Here is a 20,401-nt window from a genome sequence, read left to right as displayed (position 1 = left end):
TTCCACCACTGATTCAGATAGGTTTAGCCAATCAAACAGAAAAGCAGCAGCATCGGTGCGCACTTAGCGTGCACGATGCAATAAATAGCCGCCGATGACAAACATCAGAACAATAGGAATAAATACGAACCACGCAGGCGATGGTGCATAAACCAAGCTTGCATAGCCCAAGAAATCCTGCAAATAAAAGAAGGTTAAACCCACAAATAAGGCAATCACCAAACGAAAACCCATAGATTGCTGACGTAACGGCCCAAAAATAAAGGAACAGGCAATCACCACCAAGGCAATTAGGGCAAATGGCGCACCAAGTTTTTGCCAAAAGGCCAATTGGTAAGTTTTTGGCACTTGGCTGTATTCATGCATATAACTCATGAAACTCACCAACTGGCTAGGTGATAAATCTTCAGGGTCGATGGTGACCATGTGTACATATTTCGGCTGCAAAGCCAAAGCCAATGCTTGTTGGCTATTTTTGGCCAAGGTCGCGTTACCTGCCTGCAAAATATCCATCTGTTCAGTTTGATTCAGCAACCAACTACCATCTTTTACAAACTGCCCTTGTTCGGCAGACAGCGTGCCACGTAAACGATAGTTGTCATCAAAATCGACCACCTGCACATTTTTTAGCTGACCTTGTGCATTGGCATAGTCAATATAAATAAAACGATTGCCTTCACGTGACCAATAGCCACGAACTTCGCCCAACTCCGCTACGCTGCGGTGACTTTTAACACTTTTGGCCTGTTCGTTGGTATACGGTATCACCCACTCACTGAGTACAAACGACAGAACGACCAACACCAAAGCGGAACGAATGACCCATCCCACAATACGCCACAGACTAATTCCCGCAGAGCGCATCACAATCAATTCACTGTTGGATGCCAAAGTACCCAAACCTAAAACTGCACCAATTAAGGCAGAAATAGGTAAAATTTCATAAAGATAGGTTGGTGCACCCCACAACACATACAGCAGTGCCTGCCATGCGCCATAGCCTTCTTTGAGTGAACCCAACTCTCCCAAATAGGTAAACAACACCTGTAAACCTGACAGAATTGCGGTGGCACCAAACATAGCCAATGCCGTGGTCTTGGTAACGTGTTTTGCAACTATACGACGTGCCAACATCTTAAGACCTCACTCGCTGAATTTGCTGCTTAATTTTAGGTGCCAGTTTTTGTTTACGCGAGAACAAGGCTGCGGCAATGGTATACGCCAACAACACCAGTGGATAGGCAATCATGCCCATCTCTTCCTTGCTAACACGGGTTTTAACTGCCATCAGTGCCACGATCAAACTGGCAAAAATTAACAAAGCTGGAAATAGTTTTAAATAACGTCCCTGTCGTGGACTCACTTCTGATAATGCCACTGCTAAAAACAGCGCTACCACAATTGCAAACGGCACAAAAATACGCCAACCTAGCTCACTGGCCACCACAGGGTCTTCACGATTTTTCCAGAGTTGTGACGTGGTTAAAGCTTCGACTTCAGCACTTTCAAATTTGGCTTCTTTGTCATTTTCTAAACGTAAACGATAACTTTGGAATTCTGCCTGTGAATATTTGGCTGTGCCAGGGAATATTTCATAACGGCGGCCTTCAACTAAGTCCACCACATTGGCAGGATCATTTTCCAGTTCCACCCGTGTAGCCTCTTTGGCCAAAATCATCACATCAGGGCGGCCTGCTTTTTCAGCCCGTTGATAGAAGAAAATATCTTTAAGGTTTTTACGGTCTTCAGATAAATCGCCTGCATAAATGGTGTATGGCCCCGAAGATATAAATTCTTTGGGCCGCACCAAGTCAAAGCCTGTACGTACCGCCTGACTGGTGGTCAGTGCTTCAAACTGACGAATCCCCCAAGGCGATGCCCACAGCATCAAAAAGCCTTGCACAATCAGAAACACCAACGTCATAGGTACCAATAAACGTGCCAGCTGATGTCGACTCACACCACTACTGTTGAGTACCGCCATTTCATGATCGACATATAAACGACCAAAGACCAGCATCAGACCAATAAAGAAACCTAAAGGTAAAATCAGCGTCAAAAATTCAGGCAAGCGATAGCCAATGATGCTGAATAAAATACTCGCATCCAAACGCCCTTGCGCAGCTACGCCAAAATACTTGATCAGTCGACCACCCATCATGATCAAGGTCAGTAAGGCAATCACAACCAAGGATGTCGACACAACTTGCTTGACCAAATAACGCCGAATAATCAAATTATTTCTTCCAAAATGTGAGGGAATCCAATTCGCGTTAGTTTACCTGAATGTTGAAAATATAAAACCTATCACCTTGTTATACATTGAAACTCGACGCATAAAAATGTTTCAATGGTTGCATAGTTTGCACATTTAGATAGGCATAAAATCCAGTGATAAAATTTAGCTTAAGTACGTCATTCCCAGCGCAAAGCGCCAATGAATATTTGTTGATTTTAGTGGCTGCAGAGCAAGTTCCACAGGCAACTGCTGCTTATCAAATCAAGGATTTAGACCGTATTCTTGATGCCACACAATTTAAAGCAGGCTTAAATGAAAGTCTAAGTCTGGTGGCCAATGTTGCAGAATGCGCACATAGCGCTCTGATTGGCTTAGGCAAAGTTGAAGAATTACAGCCTACCAAGCTGGCAAAAATTGCACAAAGCATTATCAAATCTTCACAAAAAAAATTTAAACAGATCAGCATTGATCTGTCTGCCTTGCCAAGCGAGTTGCACTATGTATTTGCACTCAGTCTCACCCAAGCGGCATACGCCTTTGATGAATTCAAAAGTAAAAAGAATGAATTTAATCTTGAACAGATCAACTTAATTGCCAAGGAAAGTTCACTCACTGCCGATCAGTTGCAGTTAATTGAAGCCATGCAATCAGGGCAAAACATGGCACGTGACTTGGGCAACCGTCCGGGCAACATTTGCTTCCCTGAATATTTGGCAGAACAGGCTCAAGCCTTGGCGGCAGAGTTTCCAGACCTGCTCAAAGTCACCATTTTAGATGAAGCACAAATGGCGGAACTGGGCATGGGTGCATTCCTTGCAGTCAGTCAGGGTTCAGACCGTCCAGGGCGCATCATTAGTCTTGAATACCAAGCGCAGCGTGATGAAGCCCCTGTGGTCTTAGTGGGTAAAGGGATTACTTTTGATACAGGCGGCATTTCACTCAAACCTGGCTTAGGCATGGATGAAATGAAATTTGATATGTGTGGTTCTGCCTCAGTCTTAGGCACCATGCGCGCACTGTGCGAAGCACGTTTGCCAATTCATGTGGTCGGCACCATTGCTGCGGCTGAAAATATGCCTTCAGGTAAAGCAACCCGCCCAGGTGATATTGTGACCAGTATGAGCGGTCAAACCATCGAAATTTTAAATACCGATGCCGAAGGTCGTTTGGTACTGTGCGATACCCTTACCTATGTGAAACGCTTCAACCCTGCGTTGGTGATTGATATTGCCACTTTAACAGGCGCGTGCGTGGTTGCACTCGGTTCAGTGCTAACCGGTATGTTTAGCCCTGACGATGAACTGGCAGCAGAATTGGAAGCCGCAGGACAAACTGCATTTGACCGTGTATGGCGCATGCCTGTAATTGATGACTATCAGGAACAACTGGATTCACCATTTGCCGACATTGGCAACATTGGTGGGCCAAAAGCAGGTTCAGTGACTGCAGCTTGTTTCTTGCAGCGCTTTACCCGTGACTACCGTTGGGCGCACCTAGATATTGCAGGTACAGCATGGAACTCAGGCAGCAATAAAGGTGCAACAGGCCGTCCTGTTCCATTATTGATGCAATTCCTTGCACAACGTGCAGGCCATAATGGCTAAAGTCAGCTTTTATTTGTTTGAAAAAAGCCCTGAACGGCAAGTGGAAAGCACTTGCCGTTTATGCCGCAAAATTCTGCGGCAGCAGGCGCGCATTTGGCTGCACTGCCCTGACGCTGACTTGCAACAAGCCTTAGATGAACGTCTATGGAGCTTTGATGCCAGCAGTTTTATTCCTCATGGCATCAACCAAACACAGGCCAGTGTATGTATTTCTGCCGAATTACCACTTGAATCGGACTGGATTGTGTTTAATTTTAACAGTCAGGCACTTGAAGCCTATGCAAAATTTAGTCACATTATTGAGATTATTGAAAATCACGATACCGCCAAAGTGCTTGGGCGTGAAAAATTTAAACAATATCGACGTTTGGGCATAGAACCACAGACGTTTAAGCTTTAATTTTAAAACGATTTTTACAAATACTGCTCAGAATAAGGAGAGTTGTTGTGACCTTAAATGTCGGCTCAGATTTTAAACAGCGCTGGTTAACTGCGCCTCAGGCTGTGCGCCAGACATTTATGGATGATCTTTACCGCATCTGTGAAGTCTTGCAACCTGAAACGAATTTGCAAAACTGGATTGCCCAAGATCAACGTGCACAACAGCAATCTCAGAACACCATTGAACAAGCTTATGCTGATTTAAAAGCACGCTTGATTGAAGAAGCTCGCCAGCGTCGTCAGTTGGCCTTAGAGAAAAAACTGGAACAGCAGCGCGCGGAACAAGCAGCCTATGCTGCACAGTTACAACAAGATGAAGCACAGCGCTTTGCAGAGCAAACCCAGACCCTAGCCATTATGCGCCAAAGTTTGGATCATGAAATTTCAACCTATATCGCACGTTATCAGAAAAACCCTGAATTCCCTGCACTGAGTTTTAATAAAGCAGCTTTAAGTGTTAGTGATGATCAAATCCTGTCTGAATTGGAAAGTGTGCGTTTGCGTTTAGAATTAGAAGCAGAAACCCAGATTGAACAGGCGGTGACCATTTTCCGTGCACGCCTGCATGCTGCCGCTCAGGAAGAAATAGACTATATTTTAAAAAATTCAAATTTTTCTAAAGAATAATTTTACTTTTTATACAAAATTAACCCAAAGTCTTAACCTAAGTGTCATTAAACTGCAACATTTCTGTCACATCATGAGCGCTCGGAAAAAGTTGAATTTTCAACTTTTATTTCCTTTTATGACTTTTGCAATCATGGGTTTCAAATGGATATCTTGACGAAAATTTCAGGAAAAATCGACCATCTACATACGGGCGAACAGTGGAGTATTCGTGCTCAGGATCTATGGATGAGTCGTGCAGACTTCCAATCATTATGCATGTACTTATCTAAAGAGGCTGAAAAAGGTGAGTTTTCAATTCAAAGCGATAACGCAATTGTGCCACGTTTAGGTGGTACTGAGTTGACAGTCATCAAACACTAAAACCAAATATGATCAAAAGTCCACACTGTGGGCTTTTTTTAGCACTAGCCAAAATAAAATTAAGGGTTTAAATCCAATCACCCAACCAAGATAAAATATTACCTAAACCGTAACCTATTGCCATTAAAGAAAAAATCCACACAGCAGCACCGACTACGTTATACACAGTAAAAGTCGCCAAAGGCATATGCCCCGACCCTGCTGCAAAGGGTGCAAAAGACCGCACGAAAGGTATAAAACGTGCCATTAAAATAGTTTTACCGCCATGTTTCATAAAATAAAGGTTGGTTTTTACAATATATTCGGGTTTGAAATAACGTGAATGCTGATGAAAGTATTTTAGTCCCAATATGCGTCCAGTGTAGTAGTTGACGCTATATCCCAAGACCGCAGCAACAAAAAGCAAAATGCCCATATAGTGCAAATGCACCACGTCAGTGGTAGAGCACAGCGCACCAATGGCGATCAGCAAGCTGTCACCTGGCAAAAAGAACATAAACACGGAACCTGTTTCTGCAAAAATGATCAGAAACAAAATGGCATAAATCCACACCCCATAATTATCGAGTAATATGGGCAGCCAGTATTCCAAATTCATTAAAATATCAATCATCTACAATAAACCAATGCATCATCCATGATGAAAAAATGACTTTATTCGGCTGAATTATCCCTAAAAATAAAAAAACAGTCTAATTTTTCAATCAGACTGTTTAAATTTAACGGCGTTGTGCTTATTTTAAAAAGCCATTTTCAGCCAAAAACTCCATGCTGATTTTGGATTGCTGTGTGGTTTCTGCAGCTTTATCACCCAATAGCAAACGCTCAATATAGCGTGCCAATACATCCACTTCTAAATTGACTTTGCTGCCGACTTTCCATGTACCAATATTGGTGCGTTCTGCCGTATGTGGAATTAAATTTAGACTGATGATGCTGCCACGTAAATGGTTAATAGTCAGGCTAATGCCATCTACCGTCACCGAGCCTTTTTCTGCCAAATATTTGGCAATTTCTGCAGGTGCAGTCACTTCATAGTAAATCGAGCGTGCATCTTCACGCACCACGGTAATTTCACCCACGGCATCTACGTGCCCACTCACGATATGCCCACCAAAACGTGTGGTTGGCAGCATGGCCTTTTCAACATTGACAGGTTGACCGACTTTCCATGTACCTAAAGTGGTGCGGTTCAGACTTTCACGCGACACATCTGCCGCATACCAGTTATCGCCCCACTCAATCACGGTTAGACAAATACCATTGGTGGCAATCGAGTCACCCAAATGCACATCTGACATATCTAAATCTGTCTGAATACGCAAACGTACATCACCGCCCACACTTTGCAGGCTTTCCACTTTACCTAAACTTTCAATAATGCCTGTAAACATAATTCTTTCTCTAATGTGTTCATTAAGGTGGGCTTACCACAAGGCCAGCTGGGTACTCACCCCTGAGGTATCGACACCGCCCAATTCTGCAAAATGGTACAACTGACCCAGCAACTGACGAATTGGCGGGCCTGATTTGGCATGGGTGTCGGTAATCACAATAAATTCCAGCACGCGCGCACGTTCAGACTGACGCTGCTTACTGACACGATAACGTGGCACATCTTGCGTCAATAATGTCACGCGGCCACGTTTCAAGTTAGCTTGTAGCAAGTCAGTGGCACTGATATTACCATCGGTAGAATAGCTGGTCAGAATAAAACGTGCATTGATGGTTTCCAATAAGGTTTCATAAGCCTCTTTGGCATACTTGGAAGAGTTGTATGGACTTGGACGTTCCTTACGCCACGCACGGTCAATACCACTTTTAAAGCCTTTGGTGTCTGGAGTGGGTAAATCGACCTGATCCCACAGCGTTAAAGCATTTAAAACATGATAGTTACTGCTATAGGCATGTTGGTTATATGGAGGGTCCAAATACGCGACATCAACCTCAAAACCACTCATTTGATTAGCCAGATGCTGTGCATCAACACACCACATTTCTGCAGCAGGTTTGCTGGCATCGCCAATTTCACAAAAACGGCTTGGCGTGAGCCACAATAACGATTCAATTCGTTCTAGTGCAGTTTTAGTTTTACCACCCCAACCATGGTGGAAGCTTTTAAATACCCCACTGGTATTGCTGACAAAACTGGCAGAATAGAGTAAAGGTGCCAACAAGGCCGACATCTCAACATCATCAATTGCACCCTGCGCTTGCCACGTGGCAATTTGCTGACGAATCGCATCAATACGCATACCGTTACGACGTTTAAAAAATAAACGGTCACGGCTCGGGTCATAAATTTCGTCGTTACGTGGGCATAAGTTATGCGTTACCCAGCCTTTGACTTCAGGCAAGCGGTTCAAATAATCAATGGCTTTTTGATAACCGCCTAATTCTTTAAACGCAGGTGCTTCGGTGCAGGCCAAAATCGCATGGTTTAAGGCATGGCTGTAGGGTTCCCAGTCATTGGCAATTACCCGATAGCCATTTTGGCGAGCCAAACGTGATACCACGCCTGAGCCTGCAAAAAAGTCAGCAAAAATTGGGGCACGACCATCTTTAGGATGTAGCGTTCCTGTCTGTTCAAGGGCTTCTAAAATCAGATGCAGTAAACGGCGTTTATTGCCCAAATAAGGCACCAATTGATGAAATAAGTATTCATCGGTGGTGCGTGCCGCATGACGACGTTTGTGATAAACCGTTGACTCTGAACTCATAGTGTCTCTTGAGAAGGAATTAACCTAAGGCGCACGTCATCACCCAATTGAGTGACGTCGCAAAGTTTAAATCGAAGTTGCTCTGCCATCTGCTCAAATTCTGCATTAAACATGGCACGTGCTGATTGCCCTAATAATGTAGGCGCCACATAGCTGATGACTTCATCAACTAAGCTTTCTTGCAAGAAAGCGGTAGATAAAGTTGCGCCTGCCTCAACCAGTACATCATAAATTTGATGCTGTTTGACCAGTTCAGCCAGTAAGCTTGCCAAAGGCTGTACCGCCAATTGTATCACGCCTAAGGCTGCCAACTCTGCACGATACGGCCCCATCACCATCACGGTTTCAGGTTGCTGCAGAATTTGTGCGCTCAAAGGCAAACGACCTTGACGGTCTAAAATAATCCGTTTTGGCTGTACCACATTGTGAAGATCATCCACCGCTGCCAACTGACGTACATTGAGCAGACAGTCATCGGCCAGTACCGTATCAATACCCGTAATGACTGCTGCAGAAATTGCACGCCAATGTTGCACATCTGCACGTGCTGCAGCCCCTGTAATCCATTTAGATTCACCCGAAGCCATGGCGGTACGACCATCCAAACTAGAGGCAATTTTTAAACGCACATAAGGCATACCTGTAGCCATAGCTTTTAAAAAGCCTGCATTTAACTGTGCTGCTTCAGCTTCTGCCACGCCCACACTGACCTGAATACCTGCATCCTGTAAAATCTGAACGCCTTTACCTGCCACCAATGGATTTGGGTCTGGACAAGCCACAACCACTTTGACCACGCCTGCATCAACCAAGGCTTTGGCACATGGTGGTGTGCGCCCATAGTGTGCACAAGGTTCCAAGGTCACATAGGCGGTTGCACCCTGCGCTTGTTCAGCGGCCTGACGCAAAGCAAAGACTTCGGCATGTGGCTGTCCTGCACGCGGATGGAAACCTTCGCCCAATAATTGGGCATCTTTAACAATAACGCAGCCCACGTTCGGATTTGGCTTAGTGCTGTATTGCCCCAAACGTGCCAGTTCAATGGCACGACGCATCCAAAAAAGATCATCAGGTTGCGCGTCAGTATTGAGTTCAGTCATGGATGGATGCTGTGGAATAGATGCTGGCATTGTGCTTTATTGCTCACGCGACTGCATTTGTTCAATTTGGCGACGGAAGGCTTCAACATCCTGAAAGTCTTGATACACCGAGGCAAAACGTACATAAGCGACATGATCCAATGCAAATAAAGCCTGCATAACAACCTCACCAATGGTACGTGATTTCACATCACGCTCTCCCAAACGGCGAATTTGCAGTTGGATGTCACTAAGTACCGTTTCAATTTGCTCTTGGGTCACAGGACGTTTTTGCAAAGCATGCATTAACGAACGACGCAACTTGGCTTCATCGAAAGGCTCACTTTTACCATCGGATTTAATTACCCGAGGCATGACCACTTCATAACTTTCAAAGGTGGTAAAGCGTTCACCACAGCCAATACACTCACGACGTCGGCGAATTTGGCAGCCTTCTGCCGCCAAACGTGAGTCAATCACTTTACTGTCTGCAGTGTTGCAAAATGGACAATGCATAGCGGTTTAATTGCACAAATTTAAATGAAAATGCAGTGTAGCAAAATTTCCAAACTTTGTAGAGTTTTACGCAACATATAGAAAAAAAACAGCCCCGAAGGGCTGTTTTACACAATATATTGATTATGTGCTGTCTGAATTATTCTACACGTTCACCATGTTGGCTTAAGTCGAGTCCCATACGCTCATCTTCTGCAGCCACACGAATACCGATGGTTAGATCAATTACTTTTAAGATGATGAAAGTCAGTATAGCTGAGTAAGCAATGGTCGCTAACACACCTTCAACTTGCACCCAAAGTTGGCTCATCAAGTTGCTTGGTGCAGCATCGCCCATAATAAACTCGCTGGCAAAGAAGGCGGTTAAAATTGCACCGACAATACCACCTACACCATGTAGTCCAAAGGCATCTAGAGAGTCATCAGCTTTCAGGGCGCGTTTTAAGGCAGTAATACCCCAGAAACATACGACACCACCAATTAAACCCATCGCTAATGCACCACCAACAGTCACAAAACCTGCTGCTGGAGTAATCACCACCAAACCTGCAACAGCACCCGATGCAGCACCTAATACCGAACCTTTACCACGTACCAGTTTTTCAACAACAAGCCATGCGATTGCTGCGGCTGCGGCTGCCACTTGAGTCACAACTAAGGCATAACCCGCTGCACCATTCGCGCCTAAAGCAGAACCACCGTTGAAACCAAACCAGCCCACCCAGAGTAAACTGGCACCCAGTACAGTCAAAGTCAGGTTATGCGGAGCCATAGATTCACGGCCCAAGCCCATACGTTTGCCCAACATGTATGCAGCAACCAAACCTGCAACACCCGAGTTAATATGAACAACAGTACCACCAGCAAAATCAAGTGCACCATCATTGCCTAACCAACCACCACCCCATACCCAGTGGGTAATTGGTGCATAGACCACGACCACCCAGATCGCGATAAAGGCAACAAAGGCACCAAACTTCATTCGTTCTGCAATTGAACCACTGATAATTGCCACAGTAATAATGGCAAAGGTCATTTGGAATATCACAAATAGAATTTCAGGAATACTGCCACTGAGCGCATCGGTACCAATGCCCGCCAGCATGACTTTGTCTAGACCACCAATAAAGGCATTACCTTCACCAAAAGCCAAACTATAGCCCACTGCCACCCAGGCAATACTGACCACGGCTGCTGCTACAAAGCTATAGGCCATAGTATTGAGTACGTTTTTCTTGCGTACCATACCGCCATAAAACAGTGCCAAACCAGGAATGGTCATGAGTAAAACTAAAGCAGTCGAAACTAAAATCCAAGCGGTATCGCCTGTATCTAATACAGCTTCTGGTTCAGCAGCTTCAGTCGTGCTGACTTCTGCTACAGCTGCAACTTCTGTTGTTGCATTTGTTGTTTCGATAGGAGATGTTTCGGCAGTTTCAAGCACTGCAACATCTGAAGTTGGTGCGGTGGCTGTTACGGCTTCTTCAGCCCAAACAACAGAACCACCAAGAAGTGCGCCTGATAGACTCAGCGCGAGTAGCATTTTTTTCATTTGTGTCCCCCGACCTTTGTTTTTGTGAGTTATTAGGTACTCAGCAAACTTCGTGCCATTTTCTTAAACAGCGTCTGCACCCGTTTCACCTGTACGAATACGGATGACTTGTTCGAGGTTAGTAACAAAGATTTTGCCATCACCAATCTTGCCTGTACTAGCAACACGAGTGATTGACTCAATCACCGAATCCACCATTTCATCACTAATTGCGATTTCAATTTTAACTTTAGGCAAGAAGTCAACGACGTATTCAGCGCCACGATAAAGTTCGGTGTGACCTTTTTGGCGACCGAAGCCTTTGACTTCTGTTACGGTGATCCCTTGAACACCAATTTCAGATAATGCTTCACGCACATCATCTAATTTAAAGGGTTTTACAATTGCAGTTACGAGCTTCATGTTTGTTTTCCTTCGGCTTAATTCACCAGTAAGGTTTTATGTTCAAATTCCATGCCAAAGTTCTAAGGTCGGGGGAAATTAGAAACCGTGACATGAGTTTTCTTTATACCTTATTTTATACATTTATATGGTTTTGATCTTCAAAAAATAGACATATTTACTAGAAGATTTACGATTTTACTCATCGAATAAATCCATATTTCGTCTGAAATGCTATAGTCTATTAAAGACCAGTGCTACACTGCCTACCTTTGTCCATCTGTGTGGAAACAACAATGATTGAAACTTTATTACAAGCCATTTTGGAACAAATTGAACAACCCAAAAAAGATTTAGAACATAATTTACGTGCTTTACTGAATGAAGCCGTGACAAAAATGGATTTGGTCTCTCAAGATGAGCTAGATCGTCAGCGTACTGCGCTGAATAATGCCAATTTGCGTTTAAATGAATTGTTAAAACAAGTCGAAATGCTCGAACAAAAGATGCAGCTCAAAAAATAAGCACCAATTTAGTGCCATAAAAGACCAAACACCTATAAAAATAACGCACCAAAACGGATCATAATAATAATGTCTTTTGCCAAAGTTTATACACGGGGGCTATTGGGTCTGCACGCCCCTGCCATTGAAGTCGAAGTCCATTTAAGTCAGGGTTTACCCTCTTTGACGATTGTCGGCTTAGCCGAAGCGGCAGTCCGTGAAAGTAAAGATCGGGTACGCTCTGCCATTATCAATAGTGGTTTTCAATTTCCAAGCAAACGTCTAACCATTAATTTAGCACCAGCAGACTTACCTAAAGATGGTTCTCGCCTTGACCTTGCCATTGCTTTGGGCATTTTGATTGCTTCAGGTCAACTGCCCGAACACAGTAGCGATGGTTTAGAATTTATTGGTGAACTGGCTTTAGATGGTCAATTGCGTCCAACTACAGGTACGCTGAGTATTGCGATTGCCTGCCAACAGGCACAGCACTGTTTAGTTTTACCCGAACAAAATGCGCAAGAAGCCGCACAATTACCAGACTTTGAAGTTTTTGCTGCCAATCACTTAAAACAAGTTTGTGAGCATTTGGCACAACATCAGCCACTTCATAAAGTCACGCCAGCAAACCAGCCTTTGCTCTCGGCTTCGGCTTTTGATCTGGCAGATGTAAAAGGGCAATTACGCCCAAGACGTGCTTTGGAAATTGCAGCAGCAGGCGGACACTCCTTGTTGTTTAAAGGCCCGCCAGGCACAGGTAAAACCTTGTTGGCTTCTCGCCTTGCCAGTATTTTACCGCCCTTAGATTTACAAGAAAATTTACAAGTTGCGAGTATCTACTCAGTCGCCAACACACCGCATACTTTTGGGCAACGCCCATTTCGTGCCCCACATCATACTGCCTCTGCCGTAGCATTGGTCGGGGGTGGCTCATATCCAAAACCTGGCGAAATCACGCTGGCGCACTTAGGCGTGTTGTTTTTAGATGAATTACCTGAGTTTGATAAGAAAGTATTAGAAGTATTGCGGCAACCGTTGGAGTCTAAAGAAATTGTGATTTCTCGGGCATCGCGACAAATTACCTTTCCTGCGAACTTTCAATTGGTGGCTGCAATGAACCCCTGCCCCTGTGGTTATGCTTTTAATCAGGACGTGCGCTGTCAATGCTCTACAGAAAGTATTAAACGCTATCAAAATCGTATCTCAGGACCACTGTTAGACCGCATTGATTTACATATTGATGTTCCACCACTACAAGCCCATGAATTACAAGACAGTAGACCTGTTGAAGATTCCGAAACGGTGCGAAAACGCGTAATTCAAGCTTATGAATTGCAAATGCAACGACAAAAGGGCTTAAATATGTCGCTCAGCCCAAAACAATTAGAACAGTTTGCCCTATTAGATGGCACTGCACAGGATATTTTAACCATTGCACAACAACGGTTAAATTTGTCTGCACGCGCTTATCATCGGGTGTTACGCGTCGCACGTACTATTGCAGACTTGGCGCAAAGTGAACAGATTCAAAGCGGCCATTTGAGTGAAGCATTGTCTTATCGTGGCAATCCAGCCTAGGCGAAAATATTGAGATATAAAAACAGCCCATTGCCATGTCTAAGCAATGGGCGAGTTATCTTGTTATTCTTTTGGATGTTACTCCCAATTGGAGCTTCTTATTTATCCTAAATACAGAGGACTTAGAATGCTTTGGTCAAAGTAAACACAGCACCTGTTTCAACACCACGCTTCGCAGCGTGTGACATGCCATCTGTATCAATATCTGTACCAACTGCAGCCAATTCAGCAGATAAACCTTCTACTGATGCAAAGCTATAGCTCACACCTGCTTTCCAGTCGATATAACTGTCTTCACCACCACCAAAATCAAAATCATCTGCTAGGGTGTAACCAATACCCGCAACACCTGAAAAACCTGTATCTGCAAACGGTACGCTATAAGTTGCATTGAAATACCAAGCATCTGTATCACCACCTAGAAAATCATTGGAGTAGTTAATTGCGGTAGATAAGCTGGCATCTTTAAATCCTACATCGCTAAAGCCCAATTTGGCATAGGCTTCCAACCAGTTTAAATCGCTTTCACTTGGGTAAAGGTAATACCATAGACCCACGTCTAATAATGGCTTGCTGGCAAAACTGTCTAAAGTAGTGGCATAACCCAAATAAGGGTCAAGTTCTAAATGTGCTGTACCGCCAAAATCGACATTGGAACCCCACACACCGGCATAAAGGCCTGAATCATGGCTCAACGCAAAACCTGCTTGCACCGCAGGATCACTCATTGTTTGTGTCATGCCACGAAAACGATAATCACTGGTCATTGCCGCAGTACCACTAAAAGACAATGCTGAAGTTGCTTCTGAAGCCATACTTAGACCAGATGCTGCCATCATCGCTGCTGCAAAAAGTGTTTTAAATCCCATGTTCATGATTATTCCCCCTGCATCTGATGAGATGCTTGTGTCTATTGTTGTTTAACTCACATGGAGGATTGCAAACCGTGTGCCAACATTCAAAAAAACAAGATTTTTCATACTCAGAATAGGCTCACAACCACATATAAATAATTGTTATTTATGTTTATTTTTAAATTAATAAATTTCTTGTTTTTATCACTGTGGCCTATAAGATACTTTTTTTATTCTTTTTAGGTAGATGTTTAAGTCATATTTACTGTGCAGATACCGAATACATTGCAACATTTTTGATGTGCCTGACTTAGAACTCCATTTTAAACTACCTAAAAAAGTGCAATAACATTTATTCCCACATCTTTGCATATACTAAAAACTGGGACAAAGTCATTACTCATATGCTTATAGCCCCTTGCCCATTAAGGGCAAACAGCATGTTTGGCCTAGAAAAAATATTTTTGAATGCGAATAATTTTTTTGCACCAAGAACATGCATATCATTCAAATTGTTAAACCGAATAGCCAATGTGAGATTTCAGCAGCATTGTGGCAGGCCGATGCAATCTCTTCTGAAGTTATTACACTTAAAAATTTAGCGAAGAGAGAAATACTAATTGGGTCAAATTCATCAAAAACAGCGCAAATAAAACACCGTATTTCACATGAAACACCTCATAGCTAAAAACTATTACTCACCCCATAAACACGATTCTATTTTTTATACTTTTAGTTCAAATAAAAACCAAAATATCCAACTTTATCTATTTTTAAATTTAAAACCGCACTTATGAGTAAATACTTAACAAGATGAAATAAACATAAAATTTTAGGTTTTTACTTACTTATTTCGCCATAAATTCTTAACTTAAACTACTGAAATATTAAACAAAGCTGATTTTATGGCTAAAATTTACAAAAAACTTAAAGCATTGCTCCCAAGTCATCCATTCTAACTGTTCAGCTCATTTAAAATTATGTTCATGTTTTTACTAAAAATTAAAATAATTATTAAACTTTTAAAAATTCAATCTTTTTAATGACCCTACAGTTTATCGAAAAAATGCTTAACTTTAGTGTCATAAGCCCCTTAAAAATGATATTTTCGCGCCTAAATAGCGATACAATTCGGCTACGTTTCAACTACACATTTACCGCATGAGGCTGTCTCCCAATGCTGAAATCTAAAAAACTGACACTTGCGTTATTGATCAACGCAGCGCTTATTTCAACTGCATTTGCTAGCGAACAAAGTGAATCTAAAGGCTTTGTAGAAGACGCAAACGGTTCGGTTTTATTCCGTACAGGTTTTTTACATCGTGATAAAAAAGATGGTCTCACTAATGACACTAGTTCTGCTGCCCAAACAGCAATTGTCAAATTAGATTCAGGCTTTACCAAAGGTGTAATTGGTTTTGGTGCAGGGATTATTGGGGATGCTTCATTTAAACTCGGTAAAAATGGGCATACTGGTAACCAAATGATCCCAACTCATAGTCAAGATAATGCCGATGGAACTAAAGATGCCTATGATCATTGGGCACGTGGCGGTGCTTATGTAAAAGCACGTGTATCGAATACCACAGCTAAATATGGTACACAAGTATCTGAAATTCCAGTAATTGCAAGCAATACTGCTCGTTTAACCCCTGAGTACTACACTGGTCTTTATATTGAAAGTAATGAAATTAAAGACTTGACCTTAATTGGCGGTAAATTTACTAAAAACCAATGGTCTAATGATATCAGCTCAGACCAACAAAATTTGGACAGTGCTATTTTCTGGGGCGCAAAATACAAGTTTAACGACCAAGTTAATGCCTCTTATTATGGGGTAGACGTTAAAGATAAATTAGAACGCCATTATGCCAATGCAAATTACAACTTTGCTGTACCAAACGATGCAAATGTAACCTTAGATGCTGTCGCCTATAACACACAATGGGAAGCTGGCGCAGCCACAGGTTCACATACTACAGATAACCTTGCAGACCGTGAAAACACTATTTGGGGAGTTTCGGCAACCTACAATAAAGATGTTCACAATGTAATGCTGGCTTATCAAGATAATGCTGGCAATACAGGTTATGACTATGCATACAATGCAGATGGTCTACAAAGTATTTATGTACCAAATTCATACTTATCTGATTTCAACGGTAATGATGAAAAATCAGTAGGTTTGCAATACAACTACAACTTTAAAAACCACGGTTTACCTGGCTTGAACTGGACAAGTGCATTTGTTTACGGTTGGGATATTGATGTTGCGGAACGCGACAACCAAACTGAAATTATTGATCAAGCTGAAGAACATGAGTTTTTCAACCAAGTGAAATACACGGTTCAATCTGGTGCCTTCAAAGATGCGAGCTTACGCTTACGCTACTCGTACTTGCGTTCAAGTAGCAGCTACAATAACCAAAAAGTGAATAACAGCGAAGGTATTGGCTCAACCAATGAATGGCGTATCTGGTTAGATATTCCTGTGAAATTATTCTAATTTCTCAGAATAGAAACCCAATAAAAAACCTGCACAAAAATTGTGCAGGTTTTTTTATCTCAGCTTTAAAATAAAAAGCTTAGCAGGCTAAGCGCAAATTATGGATTTGCTGCTTTATAACCTTCAATTGAGTTCAATACTTCTTGTTTTGCAACATCTGCACCTTCCCAACCACTTAACTTCACCCATTTACCTGGTTCTAAGTCTTTATAGTGTTGGAAGAAGTGTTCAATTTGGCTGATCAACAATGGTGGAAGATCAGTATATTCTTGAACATCTTTATAAATTGGGGTTAGTTTTTCGTGCGGAACAGCAACCAGTTTCGCATCAATACCACCGTCATCTTCCATGTTCAATTTACCCACTGGGCGGCAACGAATCACAGAACCTGGCTCTACTGGATGTGGTGTTACGACCAATACGTCTAACGGGTCACCATCCAATGAAAGTGTATTTGGTACATAACCGTAGTTCGCTGGGTAGAACATTGCTGTACCCATAAAACGGTCTACAAATAACGCATCAGAATCTTTATCAATTTCGTATTTGATTGGCGCTGCATTGGCAGGAATTTCAATAATTACATAGATGTCATTTGGTGCATCTTTACCCGCAGGGATATTGCTGTAGCTCATAGCATCACTCTTTAACAAGTTAAATCTTTTTAAAACCGCGTCAATTATAACGGTATTCGGTCTGGAATTACTGCGAGATTATACATCTGCCAAGTAAAAATACATATTTTCAGACCTGACTTGATCAGGTCAGTTTAATCACCATCAATAAAATACAAATTGGGCAAAGCAATGACAAAATCCAGACAATTGAGCGTAAAGTGGCCCAATTGGCTAAATAGCAAATGCCGTAAGCAATACGCAGTACAATATAAGCAATACCAAACATCATCACTACCACTTGTGGGATGACCATATATTCAGCCATCAATACTGCTGCCACAAACAATGGTAAGCTTTCAAAACTATTTTGTTGCACCGCATTAGCACGTGCCGCTAAGCCTATTGCTTTGGCTAAAAATTCACGTGGATTTTGATTATCTTCACTTTTAAAACCACCTGCCATTTTGGCCACTACTGTAAAAACATAGGGCAACAGACAGGCAATAATAATCAGATAAACCACCCCACTTATGCTTTGCATCAATTTTTTCTCATAAACTGTGTTTAGAACTTATCATAACATGGCATTTCTTGAATAAATTTTGTTAAATAGCATGTTTTAAGCAATTGTATAAAGGATCCATTATGGTCAGCCCTGATCAAAAGGAAATGTTCGATGTACTTGAAAAGCAGCGCCAACATCAACTGCGAGTGGATCGTGTTTTAAAAATTGTCTTGCCTATTGTGGCATTTTTATTGATGGTGATTTGTGCCAACATGAATGTATGGTCCACCATTTTTACTTTTATCGTATTGTGGGTCGCATTTTATGCCGTGGGTATTAAGCGTTTACCGCTGTGGCACTGGCTGATTGTGATTGTGGTGTATTGCCTAATTGACAATATTTTGAGTTACGGCAGTTTCAATCAGTCTGGGTTTAGCCGACAATTTGGCGCTATGTTTATTTTCTTAGGCATTGTTGGTGTGGGACGTCGTTATTTTGACCGCTGGCTCATGAAAGAATAATGCTGTTTTGTTCTAAGATATAACGATTGGTTTTCTAAAAAAGAACCATAAAAAATGCCCCTGAATGTTCAGGGGCATTTTTTAGAATATGCTGAATGAATTATGCAGTTTTACGCAAATCTTTACGTAAGATTTTACCTACGTTCGATTTTGGCAATTCATCCATAAACTCTACATAACGTGGGCGTTTATAACCAGTTAGGTTCTCTTTAGCGAATGCCAATACTTCTTCTGTCGTCAATGAAGGGTCTTTCTTCACTACAAACAGTTTAGGCACTTCACCTGATTTTTCATCAGGTACACCAATGGCAGCCACTTCTAAAACTTTAGGGTGTTTAGACACAACTTCTTCAATTTCAGATGGGTAAACGTTAAAGCCAGACACTAAAATCATGTCTTTTTTACGGTCTACAATTTTCACATAACCACGTGAATCCATCACACCAATATCACCGGTACGGAAGAAACCATTGATCATAACTTTTTCAGTTTCGTCTGGACGGTTCCAGTAACCACGCATCACTTGCGGACCACGGATTGAAATTTCACCTTGTTCACCCAGTGGAACTTCATTACCGTCATCATCCAAAATAGCCACTTCGGTTAATGGCAATGGAATACCAATCGTACCGCTAAATTCTTCAGATGCAGGTGGGTTTGCAGTCGCAACAGGAGAAGTTTCAGATAAGCCATAACCTTCAATAATGTTGGTACCTGTAACTTTTTTCCACGCTTCAGCTGTTGATGGCAATACTGCCATACCACCGCCCATCGCCATCTTCAATTTGCTGTGATCAAGCTGCTTAAACTCTTCATTGTTCACTAACGCATTGAATAACGTGTTTACTGCAGGGAAGAATGTCGGTTGATATTTACGCAATTCTTTCATTACCGCAGGTAAGTCACGCGGGTTTGGAATTAGTACGTTGGCCTGACCTTTATACATGCCGTAAAGTGCACACACCATGAATGCAAAGATGTGATAAAGCGGCAATGCACAGAAAATACGGTCATCTGGCTGACCATCTTGCGCACCAAATTTACTTTGGAAAATACCATCACATTGCAGCATGTTAGCAACAAGGTTGCGATGCGTTAATTCTGCACCTTTAGATACCCCAGTTGTACCACCTGTATATTGCAATACAGCAGTATCACTTAAAGTTAAGCTTGGGCGTTTGTAGTTGCTTGGATTCACTTTAGACATTGCCGCATTAAATTTAATGTGACCTGGAATGTTCCATGCTGGAATTTGCTTACGCACTGAACGTAAAACGAAATTCACCAAAGTACCTTTTAAAGCACCTAGCATATCGCCCACAGAAGCAACAACCACGTGCTTCACAGGAGTTTTACCAATAATGGCTTGATAAACAGAGGCAAAGTTTTCAACAATTACCAAAACTTCAGAACCTGAGTCATTTAACTGATGCTCAAGCTCACGCGAAGTATAAAGCGGGTTCACGTTCACCAACACTAAACCTGCGCGGAACACCCCCAGTGCAACAACAGGATATTGGAGAACGTTCGGCATCATCACCGCAACACGCGAACCTGGTGCCAAACCTAAACTTTGTAGATAAGTTGCAAATTTACGGCTTGCTTCTTCAAGCTCACTAAAGGTTAAAACCTTATCCATAAAGATAAAGGCATCACGCGAACCAAATTTTTGGAAATTGCGTTCAAAAACATCTACAAGTGACGTGTTTTCTGCAGGTAGCTCTACAGTTTCTGGAATCCCTGTCTTTTGGTATTCAGCAAACCAAATCTTTTCCATAATGCCAATTTCTCCAAT

General features: G+C 42.3%; 22 protein-coding genes. 9 read left to right on the top strand and 13 right to left on the bottom strand.

Annotation, left to right across the window (positions count from 1 at the left end; all coding sequences use genetic code 11):
- Positions 1 to 63: 63 nt before the first annotated feature.
- Both lptG and lptF read right to left on the bottom strand, forming a co-directional pair.
- Entirely contained in the window at positions 64 to 1,134 is a 1,071-nt protein-coding gene (gene lptG, locus ACNS8M_RS00950) for an LPS export ABC transporter permease LptG (RefSeq protein ID WP_419225031.1), read from the bottom strand.
- Between the two features lies 1 nt (position 1,135).
- Complete coding sequence (gene lptF / locus ACNS8M_RS00945) at positions 1,136 to 2,236, bottom strand: LPS export ABC transporter permease LptF (RefSeq protein WP_168460951.1); 1,101 nt, start codon at positions 2,234 to 2,236, stop codon at positions 1,136 to 1,138.
- Between the two features lie 158 nt (positions 2,237 to 2,394).
- Here lptF and ACNS8M_RS00940 point away from each other — a divergent pair, with 158 nt between their 5' ends.
- From ACNS8M_RS00940 to ACNS8M_RS00925, 4 genes are all read left to right on the top strand, one after another.
- The gene (locus ACNS8M_RS00940) at positions 2,395 to 3,843 is read left to right on the top strand and encodes a leucyl aminopeptidase (RefSeq protein WP_168460969.1); all 1,449 of its coding nucleotides are present in this window, start codon (positions 2,395 to 2,397) and stop codon (positions 3,841 to 3,843) included.
- Positions 3,836 to 4,243 carry a DNA polymerase III subunit chi gene (locus ACNS8M_RS00935; RefSeq protein WP_168418363.1) on the top strand — a complete coding sequence of 136 codons (408 nt, stop codon included), beginning with the start codon at positions 3,836 to 3,838 and terminating at the stop codon, positions 4,241 to 4,243. The genes ACNS8M_RS00940 and ACNS8M_RS00935 overlap by 8 nt, the downstream gene beginning before the upstream one ends.
- A gap of 47 nt (positions 4,244 to 4,290) precedes the next feature.
- Positions 4,291 to 4,911, top strand: coding sequence for a cell division protein BlhA (gene blhA / locus ACNS8M_RS00930; RefSeq protein ID WP_168418362.1), 621 nt, complete (start codon positions 4,291 to 4,293; stop codon positions 4,909 to 4,911).
- 144 nt (positions 4,912 to 5,055) lie between these two features.
- Positions 5,056 to 5,274 carry a hypothetical protein gene (locus tag ACNS8M_RS00925; RefSeq protein ID WP_136144345.1) on the top strand — a complete coding sequence of 73 codons (219 nt, stop codon included), beginning with the start codon at positions 5,056 to 5,058 and terminating at the stop codon, positions 5,272 to 5,274.
- 67 nt (positions 5,275 to 5,341) lie between these two features.
- On the opposite strand, the gene ACNS8M_RS00920 is transcribed toward ACNS8M_RS00925, so the two are convergent.
- The 7 genes from ACNS8M_RS00920 to glnK all read right to left on the bottom strand — a co-directional run bounded on the left by ACNS8M_RS00920 (position 5,342) and on the right by glnK (position 11,543).
- A complete protein-coding gene (locus tag ACNS8M_RS00920; RefSeq protein WP_325781435.1) occupies positions 5,342 to 5,887 on the bottom strand; it encodes a VTT domain-containing protein in 546 nt (181 codons plus the stop codon).
- A 121-nt stretch (positions 5,888 to 6,008) separates the two neighbouring features.
- Entirely contained in the window at positions 6,009 to 6,668 is a 660-nt protein-coding gene (locus tag ACNS8M_RS00915; RefSeq protein WP_096902235.1) for a riboflavin synthase, read from the bottom strand.
- A 33-nt stretch (positions 6,669 to 6,701) separates the two neighbouring features.
- Positions 6,702 to 7,994 (bottom strand): DNA adenine methylase, encoded by a 1,293-nt coding sequence (locus tag ACNS8M_RS00910; RefSeq protein WP_131260998.1) that lies wholly within the window; start codon positions 7,992 to 7,994, stop codon positions 6,702 to 6,704.
- Complete coding sequence (gene ribD / locus ACNS8M_RS00905) at positions 7,991 to 9,094, bottom strand: bifunctional diaminohydroxyphosphoribosylaminopyrimidine deaminase/5-amino-6-(5-phosphoribosylamino)uracil reductase RibD (RefSeq protein WP_136144347.1); 1,104 nt, start codon at positions 9,092 to 9,094, stop codon at positions 7,991 to 7,993. Before ribD ends, ACNS8M_RS00910 begins: the two co-directional genes overlap by 4 nt.
- A 36-nt stretch (positions 9,095 to 9,130) precedes the next feature.
- Entirely contained in the window at positions 9,131 to 9,589 is a 459-nt protein-coding gene (nrdR, locus tag ACNS8M_RS00900) for a transcriptional regulator NrdR (RefSeq protein ID WP_096902237.1), read from the bottom strand.
- Between the two features lie 139 nt (positions 9,590 to 9,728).
- On the bottom strand, positions 9,729 to 11,141 hold the full coding sequence (locus ACNS8M_RS00895; protein WP_325781434.1) for an ammonium transporter: 1,413 nt from the start codon (positions 11,139 to 11,141) through the stop codon (positions 9,729 to 9,731).
- Between the two features lie 63 nt (positions 11,142 to 11,204).
- Positions 11,205 to 11,543, bottom strand: coding sequence for a P-II family nitrogen regulator (gene glnK / locus ACNS8M_RS00890; RefSeq protein ID WP_004650081.1), 339 nt, complete (start codon positions 11,541 to 11,543; stop codon positions 11,205 to 11,207).
- A 275-nt stretch (positions 11,544 to 11,818) separates the two neighbouring features.
- On the opposite strand from glnK, the gene ACNS8M_RS00885 reads away from it, so the two are divergent.
- Both ACNS8M_RS00885 and ACNS8M_RS00880 read left to right on the top strand, forming a co-directional pair.
- Positions 11,819 to 12,046, top strand: coding sequence for an accessory factor UbiK family protein (locus tag ACNS8M_RS00885; RefSeq protein ID WP_136143898.1), 228 nt, complete (start codon positions 11,819 to 11,821; stop codon positions 12,044 to 12,046).
- A 69-nt stretch (positions 12,047 to 12,115) separates the two neighbouring features.
- The gene (locus ACNS8M_RS00880; protein WP_168418358.1) at positions 12,116 to 13,603 is read left to right on the top strand and encodes a YifB family Mg chelatase-like AAA ATPase; all 1,488 of its coding nucleotides are present in this window, start codon (positions 12,116 to 12,118) and stop codon (positions 13,601 to 13,603) included.
- Between the two features lie 122 nt (positions 13,604 to 13,725).
- On the opposite strand, the gene ACNS8M_RS00875 is transcribed toward ACNS8M_RS00880, so the two are convergent.
- Positions 13,726 to 14,481, bottom strand: a complete 756-nt coding sequence (locus ACNS8M_RS00875; protein WP_373683483.1) for a TorF family putative porin — start codon at positions 14,479 to 14,481, stop codon at positions 13,726 to 13,728.
- Between the two features lie 472 nt (positions 14,482 to 14,953).
- On the opposite strand from ACNS8M_RS00875, the gene ACNS8M_RS00870 reads away from it, so the two are divergent.
- Both ACNS8M_RS00870 and ACNS8M_RS00865 read left to right on the top strand, forming a co-directional pair.
- Positions 14,954 to 15,145: a hypothetical protein gene (locus ACNS8M_RS00870; protein ID WP_179989575.1), complete on the top strand. Its 192-nt coding sequence runs from the start codon at positions 14,954 to 14,956 to the stop codon at positions 15,143 to 15,145.
- Between the two features lie 489 nt (positions 15,146 to 15,634).
- Positions 15,635 to 16,963, top strand: coding sequence for an OprD family outer membrane porin (locus ACNS8M_RS00865; RefSeq protein ID WP_419225030.1), 1,329 nt, complete (start codon positions 15,635 to 15,637; stop codon positions 16,961 to 16,963).
- A gap of 98 nt (positions 16,964 to 17,061) precedes the next feature.
- On the opposite strand, the gene ppa is transcribed toward ACNS8M_RS00865, so the two are convergent.
- Together ppa and ACNS8M_RS00855 are read right to left on the bottom strand one after the other, a co-directional pair.
- Positions 17,062 to 17,598 (bottom strand): inorganic diphosphatase, encoded by a 537-nt coding sequence (gene ppa, locus ACNS8M_RS00860; RefSeq protein ID WP_004975651.1) that lies wholly within the window; start codon positions 17,596 to 17,598, stop codon positions 17,062 to 17,064.
- 124 nt (positions 17,599 to 17,722) lie between these two features.
- Positions 17,723 to 18,121 (bottom strand): MAPEG family protein, encoded by a 399-nt coding sequence (locus ACNS8M_RS00855; protein WP_419225029.1) that lies wholly within the window; start codon positions 18,119 to 18,121, stop codon positions 17,723 to 17,725.
- A 104-nt stretch (positions 18,122 to 18,225) separates the two neighbouring features.
- Between ACNS8M_RS00855 and ACNS8M_RS00850 the strand changes: the two genes are divergently transcribed.
- The gene (locus ACNS8M_RS00850) at positions 18,226 to 18,606 is read left to right on the top strand and encodes a hypothetical protein (protein ID WP_168460960.1); all 381 of its coding nucleotides are present in this window, start codon (positions 18,226 to 18,228) and stop codon (positions 18,604 to 18,606) included.
- 100 nt (positions 18,607 to 18,706) lie between these two features.
- Here the strand turns inward: ACNS8M_RS00850 and ACNS8M_RS00845 are convergent, their stop codons facing one another.
- The gene (locus tag ACNS8M_RS00845; protein WP_419225027.1) at positions 18,707 to 20,383 is read right to left on the bottom strand and encodes an AMP-binding protein; all 1,677 of its coding nucleotides are present in this window, start codon (positions 20,381 to 20,383) and stop codon (positions 18,707 to 18,709) included.
- Positions 20,384 to 20,401 lie beyond the last annotated feature (18 nt).

The sequence above is a fragment of the Acinetobacter sp. A2 genome (genome assembly GCF_048537555.1).
Taxonomy (GTDB): Bacteria; Pseudomonadota; Gammaproteobacteria; order Pseudomonadales; family Moraxellaceae; genus Acinetobacter.
The sequence above is the reverse complement of the archived record's forward strand: the minus strand, read 5'-3'. Positions and strand labels throughout refer to the sequence as shown.

What these genes read in the sequence shown, in the direction of transcription:
- lptG (WP_419225031.1), bottom strand. Translation starts at nt 1,134, where the DNA reads ATGTTGGCACGTCGTATAGTTGCAAAACACGTTACCAAGACCACGGCA.
- ACNS8M_RS00935 (WP_168418363.1), top strand. Translation starts at nt 3,836, where the DNA reads ATGGCTAAAGTCAGCTTTTATTTGTTTGAAAAAAGCCCTGAACGGCAA.
- ACNS8M_RS00925 (WP_136144345.1), top strand. Translation starts at nt 5,056, where the DNA reads ATGGATATCTTGACGAAAATTTCAGGAAAAATCGACCATCTACATACG.
- ACNS8M_RS00920 (WP_325781435.1), bottom strand. Translation starts at nt 5,887, where the DNA reads ATGATTGATATTTTAATGAATTTGGAATACTGGCTGCCCATATTACTC.
- ACNS8M_RS00915 (WP_096902235.1), bottom strand. Translation starts at nt 6,668, where the DNA reads ATGTTTACAGGCATTATTGAAAGTTTAGGTAAAGTGGAAAGCCTGCAA.
- ACNS8M_RS00910 (WP_131260998.1), bottom strand. Translation starts at nt 7,994, where the DNA reads ATGAGTTCAGAGTCAACGGTTTATCACAAACGTCGTCATGCGGCACGC.
- ribD (WP_136144347.1), bottom strand. Translation starts at nt 9,094, where the DNA reads ATGACTGAACTCAATACTGACGCGCAACCTGATGATCTTTTTTGGATG.
- nrdR (WP_096902237.1), bottom strand. Translation starts at nt 9,589, where the DNA reads ATGCATTGTCCATTTTGCAACACTGCAGACAGTAAAGTGATTGACTCA.
- ACNS8M_RS00895 (WP_325781434.1), bottom strand. Translation starts at nt 11,141, where the DNA reads ATGAAAAAAATGCTACTCGCGCTGAGTCTATCAGGCGCACTTCTTGGT.
- glnK (WP_004650081.1), bottom strand. Translation starts at nt 11,543, where the DNA reads ATGAAGCTCGTAACTGCAATTGTAAAACCCTTTAAATTAGATGATGTG.
- ACNS8M_RS00885 (WP_136143898.1), top strand. Translation starts at nt 11,819, where the DNA reads ATGATTGAAACTTTATTACAAGCCATTTTGGAACAAATTGAACAACCC.
- ACNS8M_RS00880 (WP_168418358.1), top strand. Translation starts at nt 12,116, where the DNA reads ATGTCTTTTGCCAAAGTTTATACACGGGGGCTATTGGGTCTGCACGCC.
- ACNS8M_RS00870 (WP_179989575.1), top strand. Translation starts at nt 14,954, where the DNA reads ATGCATATCATTCAAATTGTTAAACCGAATAGCCAATGTGAGATTTCA.
- ACNS8M_RS00865 (WP_419225030.1), top strand. Translation starts at nt 15,635, where the DNA reads ATGCTGAAATCTAAAAAACTGACACTTGCGTTATTGATCAACGCAGCG.
- ppa (WP_004975651.1), bottom strand. Translation starts at nt 17,598, where the DNA reads ATGAGCTACAGCAATATCCCTGCGGGTAAAGATGCACCAAATGACATC.
- ACNS8M_RS00855 (WP_419225029.1), bottom strand. Translation starts at nt 18,121, where the DNA reads ATGCAAAGCATAAGTGGGGTGGTTTATCTGATTATTATTGCCTGTCTG.
- ACNS8M_RS00850 (WP_168460960.1), top strand. Translation starts at nt 18,226, where the DNA reads ATGGTCAGCCCTGATCAAAAGGAAATGTTCGATGTACTTGAAAAGCAG.
- ACNS8M_RS00845 (WP_419225027.1), bottom strand. Translation starts at nt 20,383, where the DNA reads ATGGAAAAGATTTGGTTTGCTGAATACCAAAAGACAGGGATTCCAGAA.